The 22,216-nt window shown below is 71.4% G+C and carries 22 protein-coding genes; 9 read left to right on the top strand and 13 right to left on the bottom strand.

Annotated elements, in window-relative coordinates; translation table 11 throughout:
• Nucleotides 1-2 precede the first annotated feature (2 nt).
• Together J7E88_RS32180 and J7E88_RS32175 are read left to right on the top strand one after the other, a co-directional pair.
• The gene (locus J7E88_RS32180) at nt 3-1,193 is read left to right on the top strand and encodes an acyl-CoA dehydrogenase family protein (protein WP_215186994.1); all 1,191 of its coding nucleotides are present in this window, start codon (nt 3-5) and stop codon (nt 1,191-1,193) included.
• Entirely contained in the window at nt 1,190-2,335 is a 1,146-nt protein-coding gene (locus tag J7E88_RS32175) for an acyl-CoA dehydrogenase family protein (RefSeq protein ID WP_215186993.1), read from the top strand. The genes J7E88_RS32180 and J7E88_RS32175 overlap by 4 nt, the downstream gene beginning before the upstream one ends.
• A 108-nt stretch (nt 2,336-2,443) precedes the next feature.
• Here J7E88_RS32175 and J7E88_RS32170 read toward each other — a convergent pair whose 3' ends face one another.
• The 7 genes from J7E88_RS32170 to J7E88_RS32140 all read right to left on the bottom strand — a co-directional run bounded on the left by J7E88_RS32170 (nt 2,444) and on the right by J7E88_RS32140 (nt 7,643).
• A complete protein-coding gene (locus J7E88_RS32170) occupies nt 2,444-2,797 on the bottom strand; it encodes an ATP-binding protein (RefSeq protein WP_308307686.1) in 354 nt (117 codons plus the stop codon).
• A 338-nt stretch (nt 2,798-3,135) separates the two neighbouring features.
• A complete protein-coding gene (locus J7E88_RS32165) occupies nt 3,136-4,128 on the bottom strand; it encodes a hypothetical protein (protein ID WP_215186991.1) in 993 nt (330 codons plus the stop codon).
• Nucleotides 4,129-4,201: 73 nt separating this feature from the next.
• Nucleotides 4,202-5,179: an ROK family protein gene (locus J7E88_RS32160; protein WP_215186990.1), complete on the bottom strand. Its 978-nt coding sequence runs from the start codon at nt 5,177-5,179 to the stop codon at nt 4,202-4,204.
• On the bottom strand, nt 5,179-5,958 hold the full coding sequence (locus tag J7E88_RS32155) for a glucosamine-6-phosphate deaminase (protein WP_374196349.1): 780 nt from the start codon (nt 5,956-5,958) through the stop codon (nt 5,179-5,181). The genes J7E88_RS32160 and J7E88_RS32155 overlap by 1 nt, the downstream gene beginning before the upstream one ends.
• Before the next feature lies 1 nt (nt 5,959).
• Nucleotides 5,960-6,100 (bottom strand): hypothetical protein, encoded by a 141-nt coding sequence (locus J7E88_RS32150; RefSeq protein WP_215186988.1) that lies wholly within the window; start codon nt 6,098-6,100, stop codon nt 5,960-5,962.
• Entirely contained in the window at nt 6,097-6,363 is a 267-nt protein-coding gene (locus tag J7E88_RS32145) for an HPr family phosphocarrier protein (RefSeq protein ID WP_215186987.1), read from the bottom strand. The genes J7E88_RS32150 and J7E88_RS32145 overlap by 4 nt, the downstream gene beginning before the upstream one ends.
• 44 nt (nt 6,364-6,407) lie before the next feature.
• Nucleotides 6,408-7,643 (bottom strand): PTS transporter subunit EIIC, encoded by a 1,236-nt coding sequence (locus J7E88_RS32140; protein WP_215186986.1) that lies wholly within the window; start codon nt 7,641-7,643, stop codon nt 6,408-6,410.
• A 325-nt stretch (nt 7,644-7,968) separates the two neighbouring features.
• Here J7E88_RS32140 and J7E88_RS32135 point away from each other — a divergent pair, with 325 nt between their 5' ends.
• From J7E88_RS32135 to J7E88_RS32110, 6 genes are all read left to right on the top strand, one after another.
• Nucleotides 7,969-8,697 (top strand): GntR family transcriptional regulator, encoded by a 729-nt coding sequence (locus J7E88_RS32135; protein ID WP_215186985.1) that lies wholly within the window; start codon nt 7,969-7,971, stop codon nt 8,695-8,697.
• Between the two features lie 164 nt (nt 8,698-8,861).
• Nucleotides 8,862-9,092: a glucose PTS transporter subunit EIIB gene (locus J7E88_RS32130; RefSeq protein ID WP_215186984.1), complete on the top strand. Its 231-nt coding sequence runs from the start codon at nt 8,862-8,864 to the stop codon at nt 9,090-9,092.
• A complete protein-coding gene (locus tag J7E88_RS32125; RefSeq protein ID WP_215186983.1) occupies nt 9,089-9,550 on the top strand; it encodes a PTS glucose transporter subunit IIA in 462 nt (153 codons plus the stop codon). Before J7E88_RS32130 ends, J7E88_RS32125 begins: the two co-directional genes overlap by 4 nt.
• The gene (locus J7E88_RS32120; RefSeq protein ID WP_215186982.1) at nt 9,547-10,284 is read left to right on the top strand and encodes an HAD family phosphatase; all 738 of its coding nucleotides are present in this window, start codon (nt 9,547-9,549) and stop codon (nt 10,282-10,284) included. The genes J7E88_RS32125 and J7E88_RS32120 overlap by 4 nt, the downstream gene beginning before the upstream one ends.
• The gene (locus tag J7E88_RS32115; RefSeq protein ID WP_215186981.1) at nt 10,281-11,303 is read left to right on the top strand and encodes a Gfo/Idh/MocA family protein; all 1,023 of its coding nucleotides are present in this window, start codon (nt 10,281-10,283) and stop codon (nt 11,301-11,303) included. Before J7E88_RS32120 ends, J7E88_RS32115 begins: the two co-directional genes overlap by 4 nt.
• Nucleotides 11,303-12,373 carry a Gfo/Idh/MocA family protein gene (locus J7E88_RS32110; RefSeq protein ID WP_215186980.1) on the top strand — a complete coding sequence of 357 codons (1,071 nt, stop codon included), beginning with the start codon at nt 11,303-11,305 and terminating at the stop codon, nt 12,371-12,373. The genes J7E88_RS32115 and J7E88_RS32110 overlap by 1 nt, the downstream gene beginning before the upstream one ends.
• A 248-nt stretch (nt 12,374-12,621) precedes the next feature.
• On the opposite strand, the gene J7E88_RS32105 is transcribed toward J7E88_RS32110, so the two are convergent.
• The 6 genes from J7E88_RS32105 to J7E88_RS32080 all read right to left on the bottom strand — a co-directional run bounded on the left by J7E88_RS32105 (nt 12,622) and on the right by J7E88_RS32080 (nt 21,743).
• Nucleotides 12,622-13,203, bottom strand: coding sequence for a GNAT family N-acetyltransferase (locus J7E88_RS32105; protein WP_215186979.1), 582 nt, complete (start codon nt 13,201-13,203; stop codon nt 12,622-12,624).
• Nucleotides 13,200-14,294, bottom strand: a complete 1,095-nt coding sequence (locus J7E88_RS32100; RefSeq protein ID WP_215186978.1) for a low specificity L-threonine aldolase — start codon at nt 14,292-14,294, stop codon at nt 13,200-13,202. Before J7E88_RS32100 ends, J7E88_RS32105 begins: the two co-directional genes overlap by 4 nt.
• The gene (locus J7E88_RS32095; protein ID WP_215186977.1) at nt 14,291-14,980 is read right to left on the bottom strand and encodes a DUF2461 domain-containing protein; all 690 of its coding nucleotides are present in this window, start codon (nt 14,978-14,980) and stop codon (nt 14,291-14,293) included. Before J7E88_RS32095 ends, J7E88_RS32100 begins: the two co-directional genes overlap by 4 nt.
• Nucleotides 14,977-16,377: a serine hydroxymethyltransferase gene (gene glyA, locus J7E88_RS32090; RefSeq protein WP_215186976.1), complete on the bottom strand. Its 1,401-nt coding sequence runs from the start codon at nt 16,375-16,377 to the stop codon at nt 14,977-14,979. The genes J7E88_RS32095 and glyA overlap by 4 nt, the downstream gene beginning before the upstream one ends.
• Nucleotides 16,374-19,793, bottom strand: coding sequence for a non-ribosomal peptide synthetase (locus J7E88_RS32085; protein WP_215186975.1), 3,420 nt, complete (start codon nt 19,791-19,793; stop codon nt 16,374-16,376). The genes glyA and J7E88_RS32085 overlap by 4 nt, the downstream gene beginning before the upstream one ends.
• A gap of 78 nt (nt 19,794-19,871) precedes the next feature.
• A complete protein-coding gene (locus J7E88_RS32080) occupies nt 19,872-21,743 on the bottom strand; it encodes a BTAD domain-containing putative transcriptional regulator (protein ID WP_215186974.1) in 1,872 nt (623 codons plus the stop codon).
• A gap of 195 nt (nt 21,744-21,938) precedes the next feature.
• On the opposite strand from J7E88_RS32080, the gene J7E88_RS32075 reads away from it, so the two are divergent.
• Entirely contained in the window at nt 21,939-22,139 is a 201-nt protein-coding gene (locus J7E88_RS32075; protein ID WP_215186973.1) for a hypothetical protein, read from the top strand.
• Nucleotides 22,140-22,216 lie beyond the last annotated feature (77 nt).

Below are 22,216 nucleotides of genomic sequence, written 5' to 3'. Positions count from 1 at the left end.
CGTTGCTCACCACCGAGTTCTACCGGGCACCCGCCGACTGCGGGCTCGTCCGTTCCGGCGACGGCGTGCCCCGTACGCCCATGCGCGTCCTGCGCGAGGAGATCCACGACGTCCTCGTGTCCGCACCGGTCGCCGCCGCCCGGCGCACCCGGGACCCCCGCCCCGTCCACCGGGCGCTCGGCGAGGCCGGGCTGCTCGCGCCGCAGTGGCCCGAGGAGTACGGCGGCCGCGGCGTCAGCCAGGTCGCCGCCGCCGTCCTCGTCGAGGAACTGGCGATGCACGACGTGCCCGACCTGCTGCACACCCTGACCGTGCAGATCGTCGGCTCCACCCTCCTCAACGTCGCAAGCCCCGCCATGAAGGCCCGGCACCTGCCCGGCTTCGCCGCCGGGACCGCCTTCGGCTGCGTCCTCTTCAGCGAGCCGCAGGCCGGCTCCGACCTCAACATCCTGTCCACCCGCGCCGTCTCCGACGGGGACGGCGGCTACAAGCTGTACGGCACCAAGGTCCACTCCCTGTTCGCGGGACTCGCCGACTACGGACTCTGCCTGGCCCGCGGCGAGGACGACGCGTTCAGCCTGTTCCTGGTGCCCCTCGCCAACAAGGGCGTCACGATCCGAGCCGTCCCCGGCATCGGGGACGACGCCTTCCACGAGGTCACCCTCGACGGCGTGGCCGTCACCGCCGACGACGTGGTCGGCACCATCGGCCAGGGCTGGGCCATCGTCGTCAAGACCCTCGCCTTCGAACGCACGGGGCTCGACTACTACGTCAAGGCCCTGCGCTGGTACCGCGCCGCCGTCGAGCGGCTGGAGGGCCACGCCGACCGGCTGGCGGCCGGTCAACACGACCAGATCGGCCTCGCCAAGCTCAATGCCCGGCTGCTCGCCGCGGGCACGCTCGTACGCCGCGTCCTGACCCGGCTCGACCGGGGCGAACTCAACGAGGACGAGGCCGCGGCCGCCAAGTGGTACACCACCGAGCTCGCCGCCGAGGTCGCCTGGTGGGCGGCCGAACTCGACGGCGACCGCAGCATGACCCTCGACGACCCTTCGGTCGACGGGGTGGCACACCCACTGGACTCGGCGATGCGAGAAGCCCCCGGGATGCGGATATCCGGAGGCACCGCCGAAATGATGCTGGAGACGCTGGCCCGGCTGCGTCTCGACTCCGGGGCGGAGGTACGGCCGTGACACACTCCACGACGACGGGCCAGGAGGCCGCAGGACGGGCGGCACCCGCCGAGCGGTGGCGGGAGCGCGAGGAGGAGGACGCCCTCTTCCGCCAGCTCCGCCTCACCGTCCGCCAGGGCCTGGAACTCGACTCCGGCGGCACCGCCGAATGCGCCTGGGTGGCCTTGACCCAGGTCGGCGCCTGGGAGTTCGTCCTCCCCATCGACAAGGACGGTCTCGACCTCGGTCAGGCCGTCCTCGCGATGGTCTGCGAGGAGGCCGGCAACGCGATGCAGCCGCTCCCGCTGACCGACACCCTGCTCGCCCTCGACGTGCTGTCCGGGCTCGGCCCGCTCGCACCGGAGGCGACCGAGGGCCTGCTGGACCGGGTACGCGCCGGTGAGCACCCCATCGCAGTACCGGGCCGGCTGCCCGACCCGTGCGGCGCGGTCCCGCCCGGCATCACCTGGAAGCGGGACGGGGACAGCGGCGGCATCGTCCTGACGGGAACGGTGGGGCCCTTCGCCACCGGCGTCGCGCCCGGCTCGCTGCTCGTCCTGGCCACGGGGCCCGACGGGCCGTGCGTCGCCCTGGTGGAGCTGCCCGCCGAAGGGGTCGCGTTGCGGTCGCTGCGCGACCACGGCGGCGGAGCGGTCTCCAGCGCGGTCTTCGACGGGGCTCGCGTTCCCGCCGGGGCCGTTCTCCTGCGGGGGATCGCCGCCGAGCAGGCGCTGGCCCGGGTGGGGCTGCGGGCGGCAGTGCACCAGGCGTCGCTGCTCGCCGGCATCACCGCCGCCGCGCTCACCGCCGTGGTGACCCGGATCAGGGGCCGGCAGCAGTTCGGCCAGGCGCTCGTCAAGCACCAGGGGCCGCGGCTGCGGGTCGCCGGCCTCCTGGCCCGCCTCGACGCGGTCCGGTGGGCGGTCGGCGACGCGGCCAAGGACCTCGACGAGAACCGGCTCACCCCGGGGGAGGCCGCCGGGCTCATCGCCCTGACGGCCGAGACGGCCCTGGACGTGACACGTGAAGCGGTCCACCTGCACGGCGCGTCAGGTCTGGTGCGGGACGGGCTGGTCGCCGGCTGCTACCGGCGGACGGCTTGGGAGGCCCTGCGCTGCGGCCGCCCCACGCAACTGTGGGACACGGCGGCCCAGATGCCGTGACCGGCCCCGGCCGGCCCGAGCGGGACGCCCGTTCCACGGGACGGGCGCCCTCCCGGGCCGGACGACGCTCCACCGGCGCGGAGAGCCGCCGCTTTCTGGAGCCGGATGTCAAGGAGTCAACTCAGCCCATCGTGTGGCGCCTCTTTCGTGCGTGACGGTGCCGTGCCGAGTGGCAAGGGCCGCAACGATGGTCAACCCGCGGCCGTGTTCCTCCTGCGGATGGGCGTGCGGCGGCCGGTGGGGCTGCGGGCCACCGTCGGTCACTTCGATACGAAGGACGCTGCACGGCATGCTGAGGACGAGCAGGGCCGCGGGCGGCAGGGCGTGAATGATCGCGTTGGTGACCAGTTCGGAGATGATGAGCAGTGCGTCCTCACGCGCCGCGGGCGGCACGTGCAGGCCCGCGAGGAAGCCATCGGCGAGACGGCGGACCCGGCCGACGTCCTCGGTACAGGCGCTCACCAGGGCAAGATGCCTGTCTCCTCGGCCGTCCGTTCTGCGCCATGGCCCGTGACGATACGCCTGGCCGGGGTGGGGGACCGTGGGGCTCGGGTCCGCGTCGAGGAGTTGTACCGGCCCGGTCGGCTCGGGGAGTACTTGAGCATTCATGGCAACCTCACGTCTTCCGCGTATGCGCCGAGCGGTCGTTCAGGCCGCCGAACCTCAGGAAGGGAATAAACTGGTAATAACCAGTTATGACCAGATTGAACCCGCGGTGGTGGGGATGTCAACCGGGTCGGAGCAGGTGTTTTTGCCGGCCTTCGGTTCGGCGGGCGCAGGACGCGGGGCGGCGCGCATCGTCAGCGGCTGGTCTGGCGGCTCCTGGCCCTGAGCGCCCGGCGATACGCTTCCTGGACCTGCTGCAGGGGATCGCCGTCGAGTTCCCAGGGCCAAGCGGTGGCCACTCCTGACATCGCCTCGAAGACAGGCCATGCGTCGGGCAGGCGCGTGGCTTTGATCAGCATGTGGGCCAGGAGGTTGAGGTCGGCGAGTGCCGCTGCGTGGGTGAGGAAGCCGGGCTGGGGCCAGGTCGAGAGGGCTTGGTCGACGAGGGCGCGTTCGTGAGGCTGGTTCCAGTGCCGGTGCGCGGTCAGCGCTTCGATCCCGCCGGCTGACAGAGCTCTGCGGTACCGGGCGAGGGAGTGGGTGAGGCTCAGTGCCGCCACCGGGGCTCCGGGGGGCGCGGCGATGGTGACGGAATCGAGGAACTGCACGGTCAGGGCGCTGGATCCGCATTCGTGCGGAGACACGTAGTGCAGCATCTGCCGGTGTGCCTCGCGGTTCCAGCGGTCGCGTTCCTTGACGGCGTCCCACACGGGCCGCACCACCATGCCGGGTGCCCGCTGCATACGGTGGCAGCTGAGCATGGCAATCCAGGGGGCGGGGTCCGAGGGCGCGAGCGTCCCTGCCTGCCGGCACAGACGCACGGTGGCATCGATGTCGAGTGCCGTGCCGGCGGTACGGGCCCGGTGGATGTCGGCGAAGATCTGAAGAAGCAGGGCGTCGGCGGCGGCGGGGTCCCGGCTTCGCCATTGGCGGGCGAGGACGAGGGCTTCGGGGACGGTGCTGAGCACGAGCAGGCGGTGCATGCGCCGATCCCAGTCGTCGCCCGGGTCACGAAGCGCCTGCTCGATGGGGTACGTGAGGGCCCCGCGGTCGTTGGATTCCGCCAGGTTGTCGCCCTGGGCGGCGATCTGGGCCTTGAGGTGCGTCAGGGTGCGGGCGAGCTGTCCGTCGTCCAGTTCCGGGCACAGGCGGCGGGGCGGTCTTTGGCGTTGTCTTCGGGGCCACATGGTCACCCGCTCCTTCCGTCCGGTCGTGTCCGTGGGGCAGCGGCGCGGGATTGCCGCTGCCCCACCGAGGAGGTCAGGCCCTGCGCGGTGTCTGTGCCCGGGGCGAGGCGTCCCGGCAGGCTCGTCCCTGACCGGGGGCCGCGCCCGTGGCTGTCAGGGCGTGCAGTGCCGCTCCGAGGAGCCCGGCGTCCGCACCGAGAGGTGAGATCTCCACGGCTGGTGCGGTGCGCCAGGCGAGCCCTTGTTGCAGGCTCCGGCGGACCGGGTCCGTGAGGCGTGGTCCGGCCGCTGCCATACCGCCCGCCAGAACGATGCGTTGGTGATCGAGGAGAACGGTCGAGGTGACCAGGGCCCTGCCGAGGGCGTCTGTCGCCTCGGCCCAGACGCGGTCGGCGGCCGGATCGCTGTCCAGTCGTGCGGTGATGTCGGCAGCGGTGTCCGCGGTATTGCCCGTGCGGCAGTAGCGGCGGACCAGGGCGCCTGCTGCGGCGTAGGCCTCCACGCATCCGCGCTGGCCGCAGGTGCACAGCTCGCCATCGGCGTGCACCGGGATGTGGCCGAATTCGCCGGCGATGCCCGTCGCGCCACGCAGGAGTCGCCCGTCACTGACGATGCCTGCCGCCAGGCCGGTGCCGAGCACGACCACGAGCAGGTCGCTCACGCCGGCGCCCAGCCCGAACTGCCGCTCCGCCAGGCAGGCGGCCCGCACATCGTGCTCGAGCAAGACGGGCAGGCGCACGGCTTCGGAGACGGCTTCGGCAAGGGGCGTGTCGCGCAGTCCGAGATTCGAGGCGAAGCGGACGATGCCGCCGTCGGTGTCGATCAGCCCGGGAGCGCAGAGGCCGACGGCCCGTACGGGCGGGCGGACGAGGGCGCGGGCAGCCTGCACGACCGCGGCGACGACGGCATCGGGCCCCTCCGAGGAAGGTGTGGGGATCCGCAGGGTCTCCTCGGCAATCCCATGAGCGTTGTAACGGGCCGCCTTGATCGTGGTGCCGCCGAGGTCGACGGCCACGACGTGTGCGGGGCGTCTCGTTTCCGTGCCTGTCATCAGTACCTTTGTCCGGCGGGCTTGTGGCGGGCGATGCAGCGGTAGTAGGCCTGCTGTTCCAGCTGGGATGCGGCGAGTTCGTCCACCACCACGGTGGCGTGCCCGTGCAGCTGGAGGACCGAGGCGGGGCAGGCCGCGGTGACAGGGCCTTCGACGGCGGCCGCCACCGCGCGGGCCTTGTGCGGGCCGGTCGCGATCAACACGAGGTGGGATGCTTCGCCGATCGTTGCGAGCCCCTGGGTGATGACGTGGCGCGGCACGTCGTCGACGCTGCCGAAGAAGCGCGCGTTGTCGCGGCGGGTGTCGTCGGTGAGGGTCTTGAGCCGGGTGCGTGAGGCGAGGGAGGAGCCCGGTTCGTTGAAGCCGATGTGGCCGTTGACACCGATCCCGAGTATTTGCAGGCCGACGGGCCCTGCCTCGGTCAGGCAGTGCTCGAAGCGGCGTGCTTCCGCAGCGGGGTCGGCTGCCGTGCCGGAGGGCAGGTGGAGCCGTGCGGGATCGAGGTCGGCGGAACCGACCAGCTCGCGTCGTATCACCTGGGCGCAGGACCGCGGATGGGTGGGCGGGAGCCCGAGGTACTCGGCGAGGAGGAAGGCGTGGACGTCGGCGAAGCTGAGGCTTTCGTGACGGTGGCGGCGGGCCAGGTCCCGGTAGACCCCAAGGGGCGAGGAGCCCGTGGCCAGTCCCAGCGTTGTCACGCCTTCGGCCAGCGCACGGTGGACGATCCCGGCGACCGTGCGTGCGGCGTCGTCCGCGTCAGGGCGGATCAGCACCTCCACTTCAGCCCCCATGACGTCGTCGGTTGCCGCCCGGTGCGTCGTCGGGGTCGGAGACGACCGGCGGCGTCATGCGGGCCAGGGGGGCGCACGCAACTCCGGGGCTGACGCCGTGGCCGGTCATCGTTGTGGAGGTGGGGCTCACGCGTCGAGCTCCTTGCTCAGCAGGGTCGCCAGTTCCTCCAGGACGGTCTCCACCTGTGGACCTTCTGCGGTCAGGGTGACCTGGTCGCCGTAGCCGGCGCCGAGCGTCATGACGCCCAGCAGGCTGTCGGCGGCCACCGGGGGTTTGCCCTCGACGGTGATCGTGACCCGCAGGGGTGCCTGGGAGGCTGCCTGGACGAAGGTGGCGGCGGGCCTGGCGTGCAGGCCGCTGCGTGAGCCGATGGAGACGACGCGCTGCGCCATGGACGGTTTCCTTTCGAAGGGACTGTGCGGAGCGTGGGGCGGTGTCAGGCCGCGGGCTGGGGGCGGCGTTCCTGATCGGCCTCCGGGTTGTCCTCCTCGCGGCCGGGGGTGCGCAGGTTCCAGCGGCGGATGACGAAGCGGAACAGGACGTAGTAGAGGGCGGCGTAGCCCAGGCCGATGGGGATCAGCAGGAGTGGGTTGGTGGCCTTGCCCCAGTTGAGGACGTAGTCGATGAGTCCGGAGGAGAAGGTGAACCCGTGGTGGATGTCGAGGGCGTTGACCAGGGCGAGAGAGGTTCCGGTGAGTACGGCGTGCACCAGGTAGAGGGGCCAGGCCACGAAGAGGAAGGAGAACTCGATCGGCTCGGTGATGCCGGTGAGGAAGCTGGTGAGTCCGGCGGAGAGCATGATCCCGCCGACGGCCTTGCGGTGCTCGGGGCGGGCTTCGCGCCAGATGGCCAGAGCGGCGGCCGGGAGGGCGAACATCATTATCGGGAAGAAGCCGGTCATGAAGATGCCCGCCTCGGGGTCGCCTGCGAAGAACCGGTTGAGATCGCCGTGGGCGCCGTTGTGGTCGCCGAGGATGAACCACACGACGGAGTTGAGGATGTGGTGCAGGCCGAGGGGGATGAGCAGTTTGTTCGCGGTTCCGTAGATGCCACCGCCGACGATGCTGTTCTCGTCGACCGCCTCGCCGACCGCGGTGAGGCCGCTGTTGAACAGCGGGTAGACCACGCTCATCAGGACGCCGACCACGAGTGCGGTGACTGCGGTCAGGATGGGCACGAGTCTGCGGCCGCTGAAGAAGCCCAGGTAGGGCGGGAGCGCGGTGCGGTAGAAGCGTTGCCAGAGCATGGCGGCGAGCAGGCCGATGACGATGCCACCCAGGACCCCGAAGTTGACGACGGCCTGTTCGCCCGCCAGGTCCTTCTTCCCCTCCAGGACCACCGGGGACATCGCGGTGAAGACACCGTCCAGGACGAGATACCCGACCACCGCGGCCAGCGCCGTGGAACCGTCGGCCTTCTTCGCGAACCCGATCGCGATACCGACGGCGAAGATCAGCGGCAGATGCGTGAACAGCGCCCCTCCGGCGGCGGAGATGACGTGGGCGGTGTCCTTCAGGGCGGAGAACCGGCCCAGAACGTCGTCCTGTCCCAGTCGGAGGAGGAGGCCGGCGGCCGGCAGCGTGGCGATCGGCAGCATCAGGCTGCGGCCGAGTTTCTGCAGGCCCGCCAGGCCCGGACGGCGACCGGCGGATGTGGATGTACTGGTGCTCATGACAAACCTCGGGGTTGTGCGCAGAAGGGGCGGGAGCGCGAAGAGCCGGAGAGTGACGCAGCCCGGAGCGGCTGAACGACCGAGCTCATCCGGGTGGTACGTGGTACCTACTGGTAATGACCAGCTGTATTCCCAGAATGGCCCTGACTCCTTGGGCGTGTCAATGCCTCGTCACGGTATAACCAGGTTGAGGCTTGGCGCTGCTGCCGCCCGGGTCCCGGGGCGGGTGGCTCCCGCCGGGAGACCGAGAGGTCCCATACGTGTTGCATACTGGTAGTAACCACCCGTGAGGCAGACGCCTCCCGAGAACCGAGAGTGGGTCGCAGTGGCTACACAGCAGATCGGCGGCAAAGGCATGCTTCCGAAGCACGCGCAGCTCCGCGCGATTCTGGTCGACATGTGCACCAAGGAGCTCTCCCCTGGCGATGCGCTGCCGAGCGAGCGGCAGCTGTGCCTCGACCACGGAGTCAGCCGGGTGACGGTGCGCGAAGCCCTCAGTCAACTCGTGAAAGAGGGCCTGGCCGTCCGGGTGCACGGGCGCGGCACTTTCGTGGCCGAGCGGACCCACCGCTCCGAGCTCGGCCTGGCCTCCTTCCACGAGGACATGCTCCGGCTCGGCCTGGAGCCGGGCACCGTCGTGCTCTCCGTCGACCGGGAACCTCCCCCTCCCGCCACCGCCACGGCCCTCGGGATGACCGAGAGCCAACAGGCATGGCACGTCCGCCGCCTCCGGCTGGCCAACCAGACCCCCATCTCCTTCGAGGACGCGTGGTACAACGCCGACCTCCTGCCCGAACTGGCCGGCGTCGACTTCACGGCATCGATCTACGAAACGCTGGCTTCGCGCTTCGGATATCCCGTGGACCGCGCAGAGCAGACCGTCGGGGCCGGCCCCGCCTCTCCGGAGACAGCCGCCTTGTTGGGCATCCGCAAGGGCACCCCCGTCATGACCTTCGACCGCATCGCCTACAGCGCCGGGCAGCCCGTCGAGCACGCCTACTCGTGGTTCCGCGCCGACCGCTACCAACTGCACATGACCCTCACCGACCACTGATCGCGCGCCGTCGCGCCTCGGGGCAGCCCGGTTCGCGCCGGAAGCGCGACACCACCTGATTGACATGCTCATGACAGAGCGCTGATTGCGCTCCCGATGTCGGCCGGGCTACCCTGCGGTCATTACTGGTAATAACCAGTTGGGCTTAGTCAGGAGGCGCAGCCATGTCCAAAGCGCGGCTGATAGTGGAAGGGCTTGGCGGGGCGGACAACCTCGCCGAGATCGAAGCCTGTATCACCAGGCTCCGTACGGAGGTGCTTGACCCGGAGGCAGTGGATGTCCAGGCCCTGCGAGGGGCCGGAGCCCACGGGGTCCTGGTCTCGGGATGCGTCGTACAGGTCGTGGTCGGCCCCGAGGCGGACTCATTGGCCGAGGACATCAAGGAGATGCTGTGAGCCTTGCCGTTCACGCGCCCCTGTCCGGTGCCGTAGTGGCGCTCGGTAAAGTCCCGGATCCGGTGTTCGCTGCTCAGATGGTCGGGGCGGGGCTGGCGGTGGAGCCGCCGCACGAAGGCCCTGTGCCCGTCCTTGCTCCGGTCGCGGGCCGGATCGCCACCCTGCATCCCCACGCGTTCGTGGTCCTGACCAGTGGGGGCCGGGGGGTGCTGGTGCACCTCGGCATCGACACCGTACGCCTGCACGGAGACGGCTTCCAGAGGCATGTCACGGAAGGTGAAGAGGTCGAGGTGGGGCAGAAGGCGATCACGTTCGACCCCGATGTGGTGCGCGGGCACGGCCTGTCCGCGATGTGCCCGGTGGTCGTCCTCGATTCCCCGCCCGGTTCCGCGCAGCCGCCCGCCGTCACCGGTCCGATCCGGGCCGGAGCGCTCATGTTCCACTGGGCCGCGTCGTGAAGGCCACCGGCCTCACCGGAAGGCCCGAGGAATCGGTGTACGAGGCGGTCCTCATGGATTTGGACGGCACCCTCGTCTTCAGTGAAGAGGTGCACCGCCGCGCTTGGCAGTCGTTCTTCGACACCTGGGGCACGGTGGTGAGCGACACCGACTACGAGCAGCACTACATGGGGCGCCGGCCCGTAGACGTCATCGCCGGTGTGCCAGGACCGTGGACGGGAACGGACCCGGTCATCGCCGTGAACACGATGACCGCCTTCACTCTGGAGCACGCCGGCAGTGTGAACGTCGTGCCCGGTGCCGCCGCGCTCATCGAGCGGCTGCGCGTGAAGTACCCCGTGTCCGTCGTCACCAGCGCCGGCCGCCGATGGGCCGAGCACCTTCTGGAGGAGGTCCTGCAGGTGCGGGGGCTGATCGACGTGGTGATCACCTCCGAGGACATCACCTGTGGCAAGCCTTCACCCGAGGGCTACCTGAAGGCGTGCGCAGCTCTTCGGGCGCTGCCGAACAAGTGCCTGGCCTTCGAGGACTCACCCTCGGGCGTCCAGGCTCTGCGCTCCGCCGGCGTCCGGGACATCGTCGGCGTGACCACCACCTCGACCGCGGCCGGTCTCACCCGTGCCGGAGCGCGCTGGACCGTGCCCGACCTCACGCCCCAGCACCTGCGCGGCCGTCTCGGCCCGGGCTCCCGGGCCGCCGCCCACGGACGTAAGCCTCTGGAGGAGCGAGCATGACCAGGACCCTCGACGTGGCACTGATCGGTGCCGGCTTCATCGCACGGACCCACCTTCCGGCGTGGATCGCCCTCGGGGCACGTGTGCGCGTCTTCTCCACCGATGGTCACGCCGCCGGCCTTGCCGAGGAGTTCGGCGTCATGGAAGCCACGTCACTGCGAGCAGCCCTGGACGGGGCCGCCGTCGTCGACATCTGCACGCCCACCACCACCCACCGGGATATCGCCCTGGCCGCATTCCAGGCACGGGCGGACGTGCTGTGCGAGAAACCGCTCGCGCTGACGGCCGCCGATGCGCTGGCGATGGCGGAGGCCGCGCAGCAGGCGGGGCGCCGGCTGTATCCAGGTCACGTCGTGCGGTTCTTCCCCGCCTACGTGCGGCTTCACGAGGCTGTCACCGCAGGGAAGCTCGGACGCGTCGCGGTGGCCCGCTTCACCCGGACCGGCCGCTATCCGACATGGAGTCCGTGGTTCGCCGATGCCGCGCTCTCCGGAGGCATCGTCACCGACCAGATGCTCCACGACATGGACATCGCCCGGTGGCTCTTCGGAGACGTCGTCACCGTCCACGCCGCCCAGCGCGGTCAGCTCACCGCGCCGGCGCCCGAGGGAGCCGTGGCCACCGGCAGCGCGACCCTGACCCACGCCTCCGGTGTGATCTCCCAGGTGCTGGGGGTGTGGGGGCCGTCGGCCACTCCGTTCCGCTACACCTTCCACGTTGCCGGCTCCGACGGCACCCTCACCCACGACTCCCTGGCCCACCCTTCGCTGCGGATGGCCGGCGGCCCCGGCGCCGAAGGCTCCGGCGTCCCGACCGGCGGTTTCGGGGAAGACCCGTTCGCCACGCAGATACGCGAGTTCGCCGCCGCCTTCCAGGGCGGTCCCGAACCCCGGGTCACCGCGCTCGACGGTGTTGCGGCTGTCCGTATCGCCGCCGCCGCACGGAAGTCCGCGGCCACCGGTCTGGCCGTCGCAGTCGACGAGGCACACCCGCACACGCTCATGGAGGGAAGCCACTGATGAAGGTCGCCGTCCTGTCCTTCGCACATGTCCACGCGGAAACGTACCTGCGGCTGCTGCGCGACCGCAGCGACATCGAACTGATCGCCACCGACCCGGACGCGGAGCCTGGTGACCTCAAGCGGGGCAAGGCCCTCGCCGACGAACTGGGCGTCTCCTACCGGTCCAGCTACGAAGCGGTCCTCGCCGAACGTCCTCGGGCCGTCATCGTCGTCAGTGAGAACACCCGGCACCGGCACCTCGTCGAGCAGGCGGCAGCCGCGGGGGCGCACATCCTGTGCGAAAAGCCCTTGGCCACCACCGAGGCCGACGCCCGGGCCATGATCGAAGCCTGCGAGACGGCGGGCGTCAGCCTCATGACCGCCTACCCCGTGCGCTTCCACCCGGCCTTCACCGCCCTGCGGCACACCCTCGCAGGCGGCTCCCTCGGCCGGCTCCTCAGCGTCCACGGCGTCAACAACTCCTCCCCGCCCGCCCTGGAGCGCTCCTGGTTCGCCGACCCGGCCCTCTCCGGAGGCGGTGCGATCATGGACCACACCGTCCACATCGCCGACCTTCTCGACATCCTTCTCGACGGCGAACAACCCACACATGTCTACGCGGTGGCCAACAACCACCTCACCCCCCACCGCGACGACACAGCAGGAGGCGTCGAGTCCGCCGGCCTGATCACGCTGACCTATCCGCGCGGCCTCGTCGCCACCATCGACTGCAGTTGGAGCCACCCGGCCACCCACCCCACCTGGGGCGGCCTGACCCTCACCTGCGTCGCTGAGCGGGCGCTGGTCGAGTTCGACGCCTTTCCACCGCTCCTCACCGGCTACGACACCCACCGCGCCACACCCCATTGGGAGCCCGGCGGCATCGACCTCGACGCCGCCATGCTCAACAGCTTCCTCACCGCCGCCCGCACCGGACAACGCGCCCACCCCGACGGGGAGAGTGGACTGCGCACTCTTGAAACAGTCCTCGCCGCCTACCGATCCCTCCACACCGGCCGGCCCGCCCCCGTGACCGACGCAGGCAGCGGCCAGTCTTCCTCCGGTGAAGGTCACGACGACAGCCGGTGATGCCTGAAGAGCTGCTTGAAGGACCATTCGACGATTCCCGGGTCGTCCCTGGATCCTGCCCGCGTTGAGGTACATGACAGCGACGCCGCAGGCGAACGGCGGGTTTTGGACGTTCGAGTCACCGCTGGCCGAGAGTGTGCACGAGGGCGGCGGCTCGGGCATACGGGCCCACGCGGGAAGGGGCTCCCGCTGCGCGGAAGCCCCTTCCCCAGGCCGCGTACCGCGGCCCCCGTCGACGCCCCCGCCCGTCAGTCCAGGTCGCGGCGCATCACCCAGCGGTACCGCTTGTCGCTCTTGGCCTCCGTCCTCTTCACCCGGCGGAAGCCGGCCCGCTCGAACATCTCCATCGTGCCGACGTACGCGAGCGTCGGGTTCACCCGGCCGCCCTCGGGATCCACGGGGTAACCCTCCACCGCCGGAGCACCGTTGCTCCGGGCATGCTCCACCGCGCCCTCCAGCAGACCCGAGGCGACACCCTTGCCCCGGAAGTCCTTGCGCACGACGAAACAGGTCACCGACCACACGGGAGCGTCGTCGACCGGTGTGATCGTCTTCGACGACGTCAGACGGTCCAGCTGTTTGCGCGGCGCCACATTGCACCAGCCGGCCACCTCCCCGTCGAGGTAACCCAGCACGCCGGGCGGGGGATCGGCCGCCTCGACGAGGGAGCGCATGTGCGCGCCCCGCTCGTCGGCGGTCATCCGGCCGTAGTCGCCGGTGGTCAGCCGCCACGCCATGCACCAGCATGTGTGCGCGCTCTTCTTCGGCTGCAGAACCGCCTGCAGATCGTCCCAACGCCCGGCGGTCGCCGGCAGAACTTCCAGACTCATACCGCTACTTCGCTCTCTTCCCTTTGCTGTGCTTGCCCTGTGGCCGCGGGCCTCCGTGTCCGGGGACGGCCCTCACCCATAACGGCGGCGAGGACCTCCACGGCACGACGGCACGCCTGTCTTCCGACATCCAGATGCGTGACCAGCCGGACCACTCCCGGACCCGGCGCGGTCACCAGCACTCCTTCCCGCGCCGCCCGTGCCACGACGTCCTCGGCGCCGGGCGTCTCGACGAGAACGATGTTGGTCTCCTGGGGTCGTACCGCGAACCCCGCCGCACGCAACCCCGTCGCGAGCAGCTCCGCGTTGGCGTGGTCCTCGGCGAAGCGCTCCAGGTGGTGGTCCAGGGCGTGCAGGCCGGCAGCGGCCAGGATGCCCGACTGCCGCATGCCACCCCCCAGACCATGCCGCAACGACCTGGCTCTCGGCAGGAGTTCGGCGGACGTCAGCAGCACCGACCCCACCGGCGCGCCGAGTCCCTTCGACAGGCAGACCGCGAGGGTGTCCGCGACCGGCGCGCCGTACTCGGCCAGCGGGGTGCCAGTCGCGGCGTGCGCGTTCCAGATCCGGGCGCCGTCGATGTGCACCGAGATCCCCGACTCCGCTGTCAGTCTGCGCACCGCGCGCAGGGTGTGCAGCGGGTACACGGTGCCGCCCGCCCTGGTATGGGTCTGCTCGACCGCCACCGCCCGCGTGCCGACGGTGTACGCGTTGCCCGGTCGCAGGATCCCGGCCAGCGCCTCGACACCGATCAGGCCCCGCTCGCCGGACACGGTCCGCGTCTGGATCCCCCCGTAGCGCGCGGGCGAGCCCTCCTCATGGGCCAGGATGTGCGCCTCCGCGTCGCAGACGACCTCCTGGCCGGGGGCGACGAGCAGCCGCAGCGCGATCTGATTCGCCATCACGCCCGACGGGACGAACAGGGCGCCGGGGAATCCGAACAGGCCGGCCACCCGTTCCTCCAGCGCATGGACAGTGGGGTCCTCGCCGAACAGGTCGTCGCCGACCTCGGCGGCGGCCATGGCCCTGCGCATGCCGGGCGTGGGCCGGGTGACGGTGTCGCTGCGCAGATCAACGGTCTCGGCAGTCATGACGGTACGTCAGCTCCTTGGCCTCGGGGAACCGGGGTGAGCTTGCGGGCCGCGGCCCAGTCCAGCAGCGGGCGCACGAGCTGCCAGGTCTCGCGGACGAAGTCCGCGGCGCGGGCCGAACGGAGGTCGGCCCCCGGACCGAGCCGCCGCCCGGCGTCGATCCTGCGATGCCGCAGCAGGTCCAGCCGGGGATGGTCCGCCGGCACACCGCGCGGGCGGGACTTCAGCCGGTCGCCGCCGATGACGAAGCCCGCCTCTTTCAACCGCACGGCGACGGCGGCCAGTTCCGCGCCGCCCTCCTCCTCGTCGACGGCGGCGCGGTAGCGGGCGACCTCGTCACCGCCGTAGGGGTAATAGCGCCCGGAGGCGTACAGTCCGTCGCGGTCCAGATGCACCCAGAAGCCCAGACAGGGCAGCACATCGAGGTAACCGCCCTGGTAGGTCTTGTACGGGGACTTGTCGTGGGACATCCGGGTGTCCCGGACGTGGCCGAGCACGCTCACCCCGTCCGGACCGGCGTACTCGGCGAAGTCCGCGGACAGTTCTGCGGCCAGCTCCTCCATCGGCGTGCGTACGTCACGCTCGTAGACGGCCCGATGGCGCAGCCGCCACGCCTGCTTAGTGTTGTCCTGCACGAGGTCCGCGTACAGGCGCAGCGCCGAGGGCGGAAAGCCGCTGAACGTCACGACAGGTACCCCGGGATGGGGTAGCGGGCGCACAGCTCGGTGACGCGGGTGCGCACCGCGGCGCGCACCGCTTCGGGGAGCACCCCGGAGCCGGCCCGCAGCGCGTCGAGCACGTCGGCCACCAGGTCCGCGCACGCGGCGGCCGCGCCGCGGTCCATGCCACGGGCGGCGAGCGTGTTGCTGCCGAGCCGCAGACCGCCCGTGGTGCGCACGGGCGTCGTGTCGCCGGGGACGCGGTTGCGGTTGACGACGATCCCGCAGGACTCCAGGGCCTCTTCCGCGACGTCCCCGGTCAGGCCGGTGCCGCGCAGGTCGATGAGCACCATGTGGGTGTCGGTGCCGCCGGTGACCAGCCGCATGCCGCGTTCCAGGAGCCGTTCGGCGATGGCCTGGGCGCCGTCCGCGAGCCGTTTGGCCAGCTCGGCGAAGTCGGGGCCCGCCACGAAGTCCAGTGCGCGTGCCTTCGCCGCCACCGATGCCAGGTCCGGCGTGCCCTGGGTGAAGGGGAACACGGCCCGGCGCATGGTGGCCGCGAGGGTGCCCCGCTCCGGCCCGGCCTTGCGGGCGTCGCGGCCGAGGAGGATCAGCCCGCCGCGCGGGCCGTACAACTGCTTGTAGGTGCTGGTGGTGGTGATGTGGGCGTGATCGATGGGGCTGGGGTGCAACCCGGCGGCGACCAGGCCTGCGATGTGGGAGATGTCGGCCAGAAGGTAGGCGTTGGCCTCGTCCGCGATCTCGCGGAAGCGGGCGAAGTCGATGCTGCGGGGATACGCGCTCGCACCGCAGACGATCAGCTTGGGCCGGTGTTCGAGGGCCAGTTCACGGATCTGGTCGTAGTCGAGCAGCCCCTCCGGGGTGACGCGGTAGCCCTTCGCCCGGTAGTAGCGGCCGCTGACCGAGGCGGGAGAGCCATGGGTGAGATGACCGCCGCAGTCCAGGTCCAGGCCGAGCAGCGTGTCACCAGGGCCCAGCAGCGCGGTGAGCACCGCGAGGTTCGCCGACGACCCGGAGTGCGGCTGGACGATCGCGTCCCTGGCGCCGAACGCCGCACAGGCCCGCTCGATCGCCAGCTGCTCGATCTCGTCGGCCACCTGGCAGCCGGCGTGGTACCGCCCGCCGGGATAGCCCTCGGCGGTGAGGTTGCCCAGCGCGCTGCCGCCGCAGGCGAGCACCGAGGGGTCGGCGACGCTGGAGGCGGCGACCATCATCAACGTGTCGTTCTGGCGGGCCGACTCCCGGTTCAGCAGCTCGTACAGGGCGGCGTCCGTCTGCCGGAGCCGGGCGGCGGCGCGGCCGGCGAAGTCGACGAGGTCGGGTCCGTCCTGCGGGAGGCCCGCGGCCGGGCGGGTGCGGTCGCCGGCCGGTGCTTCGAACGGTGCGGGCAGCGTGAACGTCATGACTGTCCTCTCCTGGAGTCGCTGGAGCCGGCCGTCCGGTCCGGAGCGGCGGCGGCGTCGGCCGGCCTGCCCGCCCCGGGGGCCGCGGCCGGGCCGGCCGGGCTGTCGGTGTCGTCCGGGGACATCTCGGCCAGCGCCTGCGCGGCCGCCACCGCCCCGTCGCCGTACTCCTCGTCGGCCGCGATCTTTCCGGCGAGCTCGGCGACGACGGGGGTCTGGAACACGGTCTTGACCGGTACGGGAACCCCGAGCAGCTCCTGGAGCAGCCCGGCCAGCCGGGTGCCGCTGAGTGAATCCCCGCCCAGCTTGAAGAAGTTGTCGCCCGGGACCACCCGGTCGAGGCCGAGGATGTCGCCGACCGCCGCGCACAGCACCAGCTCCAGTGCGTCGCCCGGCTCCTCGTCGCTCCTCGCCCCGGCCGGGTCCTCGGCGCTGTGCTGCGCCCCGGCGGTGGACCCCAGCAGCAGTCGGTCCACCTTGCCGTTGCGGGTCAGGGGCAGCTCGTCCAGGACCGTGATCGCGGACGGGACCATGTACGCCGGCAGGTGTTCGGTGAGCTGGGCCAGGATCTGTTCACCGGAACCGGAACCGGAGCCGGAACCGGAGCCGGAGCCGGAGACGGAACCGGAGACGGAGCCGGAGCGGGCCTGCGCCGAGACGACATAGGCGTGCAGCCGGCGTACGCCGTGGGAGCTGGCCGGGGCGACCACGACGGCCGCGGAGACCCGCGGGTCCTGGCGCAGCGCGGCCTCGATCTCACCGAGCTCGATCCGATGGCCCTGCACCTTCACCTGGAAGTCGTCCCGGCCAAGGATCTCGATGCTGCCGTCGGGCAGGTACCGGCCCAGGTCGCCGGTCAGATAGGCACGTTCACCCGTCTCGGGCAGCCGGATGAAGCGGCTGCGGGTGCGTTCGTCGTCCCCCCAGTAGCCGAGTGCCAGACCCACGTCACTGGCCACCGCCATCTCGCCGACCACGCCGAGCGGACGCTCATGGGCGGTGCCGTCGACGATGTAGTAGCGCTGGTTGGTGATGGGCGTGCCGTACGGGATGCTCGTCCACGACGGGTCGATCTCGCCGATCGGCTGGAACAGCGACCAGCAGATCGTCTCCGTCGGGCCGCCCGAGCCCACGACCTGGATCCGCGGGCTCTGGGCGCGCAGCCGGTCCGGCAGTGTCAGGGGGATCCAGTCGCCGGAGAGAACCGACAGACGCAGGGACTCGAGCGGCCGGCCGCCGCCGCGTCGCTCGCGCACCTCCGCCTCACCGACGAGGAGTTCCATCAGCACGGGCACGGAGTTCCAGAGCGTGACCCGTTCGGCGGCGACCAGATCGGCCCACACGTCCGGCTGGGCGTGCTGGAACGGCGGCGGGATCACGACGGTGCCGCCCTGGGTCAGGACCCCGAACACGTCGTAGATCGAGGCGTCGAAGTGCAGTCCGGAGACGGCCAGCAGCCGGTCGGACGCGTCGATGCCGAATCGTTCGGCGACATCGCGGATCAGGTTGACCACACCGATGTGGTCGACCATGACGCCCTTGGGCTCGCCGGTCGAGCCCGAGGTGAAGATGGTGTACGCCAGGTCCGCGGGACTCTGCGCGGTCTCGGGCCTGGTGGCGGCGCCGACCTCGAAGTCCTGGTCCACCCGGTAGCGCCGGGCGTTGGGCGGCCAGGCGATCCGCGTCTCCAGCGAGGACTGGGTGAGGATCTTGTCCACGCCCGCGTCGGCGAGCAGCCTGCGCAGCCGATCCGGGGGCACGGACGCGTCGAGCGGAAGGTAGGCGGCGCCGGACGCCAGGACGCCGTAGACCGCCGCGTACTGCTCCCAGCCCTTCTCCATCACCACGGCGACCAGCTCCCCGGGCTCTGCACCGTGCCGGCGCAGCCGGTGGCCGATGCGCCAGGCGTAGGCGGCGAGTTCGGCGTAGGTCAGCCGGCGCTTCGCGTCGACCACGGCCTCGGCGTCGGGCGTGCGCGCGGCCTGCTCGGCGAAAAGATCGTGCAGGGTGGTGTACGGGATCTGCCCGGACGTGTCGTTGATCCGGCGGCGCAACTCGCGCTCGGCCGGCGGGATCAGGTCGAAACGGTCGGTGTGCAGGGCGGCCGGGTCGTCGGTGAGGCGCTGGAGCAGGGCGACGTACACGCCGAACGCCGCCTCGGTGAAGCCGGGGGCGAAGGCGCCGTCGACGTAGTCCCAGATGATCCGCAGCTCGCCGTCCAGCTCGCGCAGCTGGACGTCCAGGGAGACCTGCGGGGTCTGCGAGATCGAGTAGACCTCGCGGCCCAGGTCGGTGACCGGGCGGCGGACCGGGTAGTCCAGCAGGCTGGTGACGACGACCGGCATGCCGGCCTGGTCGCCGACGCCGTGCAGCCGGGTCAGCTCGCGAAGGACCCGCACCCCGTTGAAGGCGCCGTGCTCCATGTCGCGGTGCAACTGGTCGCGCAGGGCGTGCGCACGGTCCAGGAAGGTCGCGCCGGAGCTGTCCGCCGCCAGCAGCACGGCGTTGGTGAAGTCGCCGAGGACCCCGCCGATGTCCTCGTGCACCCGGGGCCGTTCGAAGACCGGGTAGTTGAGGGTGAAGTCGGCCTCCTGGGCCCAGCACCGCACCACCTCGGCGAACGCGGCGGTGAGCAGCACGGACGGGGTCAGCTCCGCTTCCCCGGCCACGCGGCGCAGCCGCTGCCAGTCGGCGGGGGAGAGCCGGTGCTCGTGGCGCGCGAAGCGGACCTCGCCGTCGCGGGCGCCTCCGGACGGCAGCGACGGGGCGGGCGGCAGCTCGGGCACCCGCTGGAGCCAGTAGTCCCGGGCCGCGCGGAACGTCTCGGTGTGAGGCATGTCCTCGGCACGCCAGCGCGCGTACTCGGCGAACGTGATGCCCGGCGCGGGCAGCTCGGCATCCGGGTTCTCGTAGAGATCGATCAGGTCGGGGAAGAGCACCTGGAAGGCGCTGGAGGCGTCCAGCACCTGGAGGTCGATACCGAGATGGATGCGGCTGAGGTTCCCCTCGCCGGGCAGGCGGATGATCCGCAGGTCGAACAGCGGCCAGCTGCCGACCGGGAACACCCGGTGGCTCATCTGCGACCGCAGCGCTCCGAGCCGCCGCTCGGCATCGGCCGCATCCAGCCCCCGCAGGTCGAGGACCGGTACATCGTAGGGCGGCGGGTCCTGGAGCACCTGCTGGGTGCCGTCACTGCGGCCGACCGCGCGGAGCATGTCGTGGCGGGCGACCACCCGCCGCCAGGCCGTCACCAGCCGTTCCGGGTCCAGATCGGCGCGCTCCCACTCGAAGTACCCGTAGCAGCCGATGCTGCCCAGCTCCACTCCCTCGCCCCGCCCGATCATCAGTGCCTGCTGGGTCTCGGTCATGGGAAACGGGGCGGCGCCGTCGACGCGGCCGTGCAAGAGCTCGGTCATGGTCCAACTCCACTCGCAGTAACGGGATTCAAAGGCTGTGGCTACAGGGGCGGTGCCGCGCTGCCGGGCACGGCGAGGCTAGGGCCGGGCGGTTAGCCACCGGTTACGCTCCGCGGGAGCCTCCTCCCGGTCCGCCCTCTCCCGCCCGTCCGCGAGGGAGAGGGCGAAGAGCCGCACCAGGGGGTGGAACAGATAGCAGGGCCGGCCCCATTCGTCGGCCCCGCTGACCTCCAGCAGCGCCGTATCCGCCATGGCCTCCAGCAGCAGTTCGGCGTCCTGCTCGGGCACGTCGAGCAGCACCGCCGCCTCCAGTGCCGCGAACGGCTCCGGCCCCAGCCCGGCCAGTGCGGGAAACGCCCGGCGCGCCTCGGGCTCCAGCGCCCGCCACGACGGCAGCAGCGCGGCGTGCACGTCCAGGTCGCCCGAGTGCAGTTCGCGCAGCCGGGCGGCGGGGTCGGCCAGCCGCCGGGCGAGCCGGTCCGGTGCGAAGTGCGGCCGGGCGGCGATCCGGGTGCCCGCGATCCGCAGAGCCAGCGGCAGACCGGCGCAGTGCTCGACGATGGCGGCCGCGGCGCCGGGAGCCGCGGCGATCCGGTCAGGGCCCGCGGCGGCGGCGAGCATCTCCAGCGCCGGGCCCGCCGCCAGCGGGTCCAGGGCCACGGTGTGCGCGCCCGCCACGGTGGGCAGGGCGGTGCGCCCGGTCACCAGGACGGCCGGCTCAGGGGTGTTGGGAAGCAGCGGGCCGAGCTGGGCGGCGCTCTCGGCGTTGTCCAGCAGCACGAGCAGGCGTCTGCCGCCGATCCGCTCCCGGTAGAGACGGACCAACTCCTCCAGATCGTCGGCGGCGCCGGCGTCCAGGGGGCGGCCGAGGGCGCGCAACAGATGCAGCAGCACCCGCTCGGCGGGCTGCGCGGTGCCGTCCGGGCCGCGCAGGTCGGCGTACAACTGTCCGTCGGGGAAGTGCTGTTTGCAGCGGTGCGCCGCGTGTACGGCCAGGGCGGTCTTGCCGACGCCGGCCATTCCGGTCACCAGGACCCGGCGCGGGCGGTCGGCCGCCGTGGCGTCCGGGGCGAGCGCCCGGTACAGCACGTCCAGCTCGCGCTCCCGGCCGGTGAAGTCCACCGTGTCCGGCGGCAGCGTCGCGGGAGCGCCGTAGGCGCTGTCGGAGGAGGGCTCGGCGGGGCGCCGCACCGCGGAGGTCCGCGGCTGCGGCAGGCGCACGAGCGAGCCGTCGAGGAGTGACTGGTAGGTGCTCTGCAGCTCCTCGCCGGGGTCGACGCCGAGCTCCTCGGCCAGCACCTCGCGTCCGTGGTGGTACAGGTGGATGGCCTCGGCCTGCCTGCCGGACCGGCACAGCGCGGTCATCAGCTGACTGCGGAAACGCTCGCGCAGCGGGAACTCCGCCACCAGGCCGGTCAGTTCGACGGTGACCTGCTCGTGGCGGCCGAGCGCCAGATCCGCCGCGATCCGGTGCTCCAGCGTGGCCACGCGGGCCTCGGCCAGGCAGGGCGCCTCGGCGTCGAAGAGATGTTCCGTGGTGTTCGCGAGCGGGCGGCCGCTCCAGCACGCCAGGGCGTTGCGCAGGAATTCGCCCGCCTTCTCGAAGTCACCCGCAAGCAGAGCTTCCCGCCCCTGGCAATCAAATTCCTCGAATTCTGTCAGGTCCAGCCGTGAATTTCCGATCGACATGACATATCCGGGTGGCATACGGTCGATGAGTACGCCGTCACCGAGTATTTTCCGCAGCCGTGAAATGTAGGTGTACAACTGCGCGTTCGCGGTGGCCGGCGGCGCCCACCCCCACAGCAGCCGACTGAGCCGGTCGTCGGACACGACCTCGCCGCGGGCCAGCAGAAACGCGGCGAGCACGGTGTGCAGCTTGGCACCGGAGAGCGGCGCCCTGCGTTCCCGGTCGCGCACCTCGACCGGCCCCAGAACTCGGAATTCCATGGCACCCCCCGTCCATGATTCATGCAGCGAACCTTCGCACGAATCTAGCGGTTGCCGTTGTTCTCTCGATGTCGTCTTGATTTCATGGGCCCCGGGACGGGAAACCGGCGGGACAGGAAATGGAAAGGGCAGGTCCCTACTGTCCGTCGTACCGCAGCAGAGCGGCAATGACGGTCGAGGGACGAGGGGATCGAGATGCGCAGCACTCGGACGGTGAAGCGAGCGGCGATGGCGGGTCTGATCGTACTGGCGGGACTGATCACGGGCACCGGGGCCGGGCTGGGCACCACCGCGCACAGGGATACGGTGACGGGTGACGACGACATGCCCTGGGGGGTCGTCAAGGCGACCGGGCCGACGTACGTCGTCTCCGGCGACGACATGCCGTGGGGCTGAACCGGGCGTTCCGCCGGCGGATCAGTGCCAGGTCGTGTCCGCAGAGTCCTGCCCGGCCCACGACGCCCTGCTTCCCC

Origin of the sequence: Streptomyces sp. ISL-10 (assembly GCF_018614575.1) — a bacterium.
Classification (GTDB): domain Bacteria; phylum Actinomycetota; class Actinomycetes; order Streptomycetales; family Streptomycetaceae; genus Streptomyces.
The sequence above is the reverse complement of the archived record's forward strand: the minus strand, read 5'-3'. Positions and strand labels throughout refer to the sequence as shown.

Excerpts from the sequence above, each read along its gene's own strand:
- J7E88_RS32130 (WP_215186984.1), top strand. The coding sequence starts at position 8,862 with ATGTCCAAAGCGCGGCTGATAGTGGAAGGGCTTGGCGGGGCGGACAAC.
- J7E88_RS32160 (WP_215186990.1), bottom strand. The coding sequence starts at position 5,179 with ATGACAGGCACGGAAACGAGACGCCCCGCACACGTCGTGGCCGTCGAC.
- glyA (WP_215186976.1), bottom strand. The coding sequence starts at position 16,377 with ATGACGTTCACGCTGCCCGCACCGTTCGAAGCACCGGCCGGCGACCGC.
- J7E88_RS32165 (WP_215186991.1), bottom strand. The coding sequence starts at position 4,128 with ATGTGGCCCCGAAGACAACGCCAAAGACCGCCCCGCCGCCTGTGCCCG.
- J7E88_RS32100 (WP_215186978.1), bottom strand. The coding sequence starts at position 14,294 with ATGACTGCCGAGACCGTTGATCTGCGCAGCGACACCGTCACCCGGCCC.
- J7E88_RS32080 (WP_215186974.1), bottom strand. The coding sequence starts at position 21,743 with ATGGAATTCCGAGTTCTGGGGCCGGTCGAGGTGCGCGACCGGGAACGC.
- J7E88_RS32085 (WP_215186975.1), bottom strand. The coding sequence starts at position 19,793 with ATGACCGAGCTCTTGCACGGCCGCGTCGACGGCGCCGCCCCGTTTCCC.
- J7E88_RS32110 (WP_215186980.1), top strand. The coding sequence starts at position 11,303 with ATGAAGGTCGCCGTCCTGTCCTTCGCACATGTCCACGCGGAAACGTAC.
- J7E88_RS32075 (WP_215186973.1), top strand. The coding sequence starts at position 21,939 with ATGCGCAGCACTCGGACGGTGAAGCGAGCGGCGATGGCGGGTCTGATC.
- J7E88_RS32115 (WP_215186981.1), top strand. The coding sequence starts at position 10,281 with ATGACCAGGACCCTCGACGTGGCACTGATCGGTGCCGGCTTCATCGCA.
- J7E88_RS32145 (WP_215186987.1), bottom strand. The coding sequence starts at position 6,363 with ATGGCGCAGCGCGTCGTCTCCATCGGCTCACGCAGCGGCCTGCACGCC.
- J7E88_RS32140 (WP_215186986.1), bottom strand. The coding sequence starts at position 7,643 with ATGAGCACCAGTACATCCACATCCGCCGGTCGCCGTCCGGGCCTGGCG.
- J7E88_RS32105 (WP_215186979.1), bottom strand. The coding sequence starts at position 13,203 with ATGAGTCTGGAAGTTCTGCCGGCGACCGCCGGGCGTTGGGACGATCTG.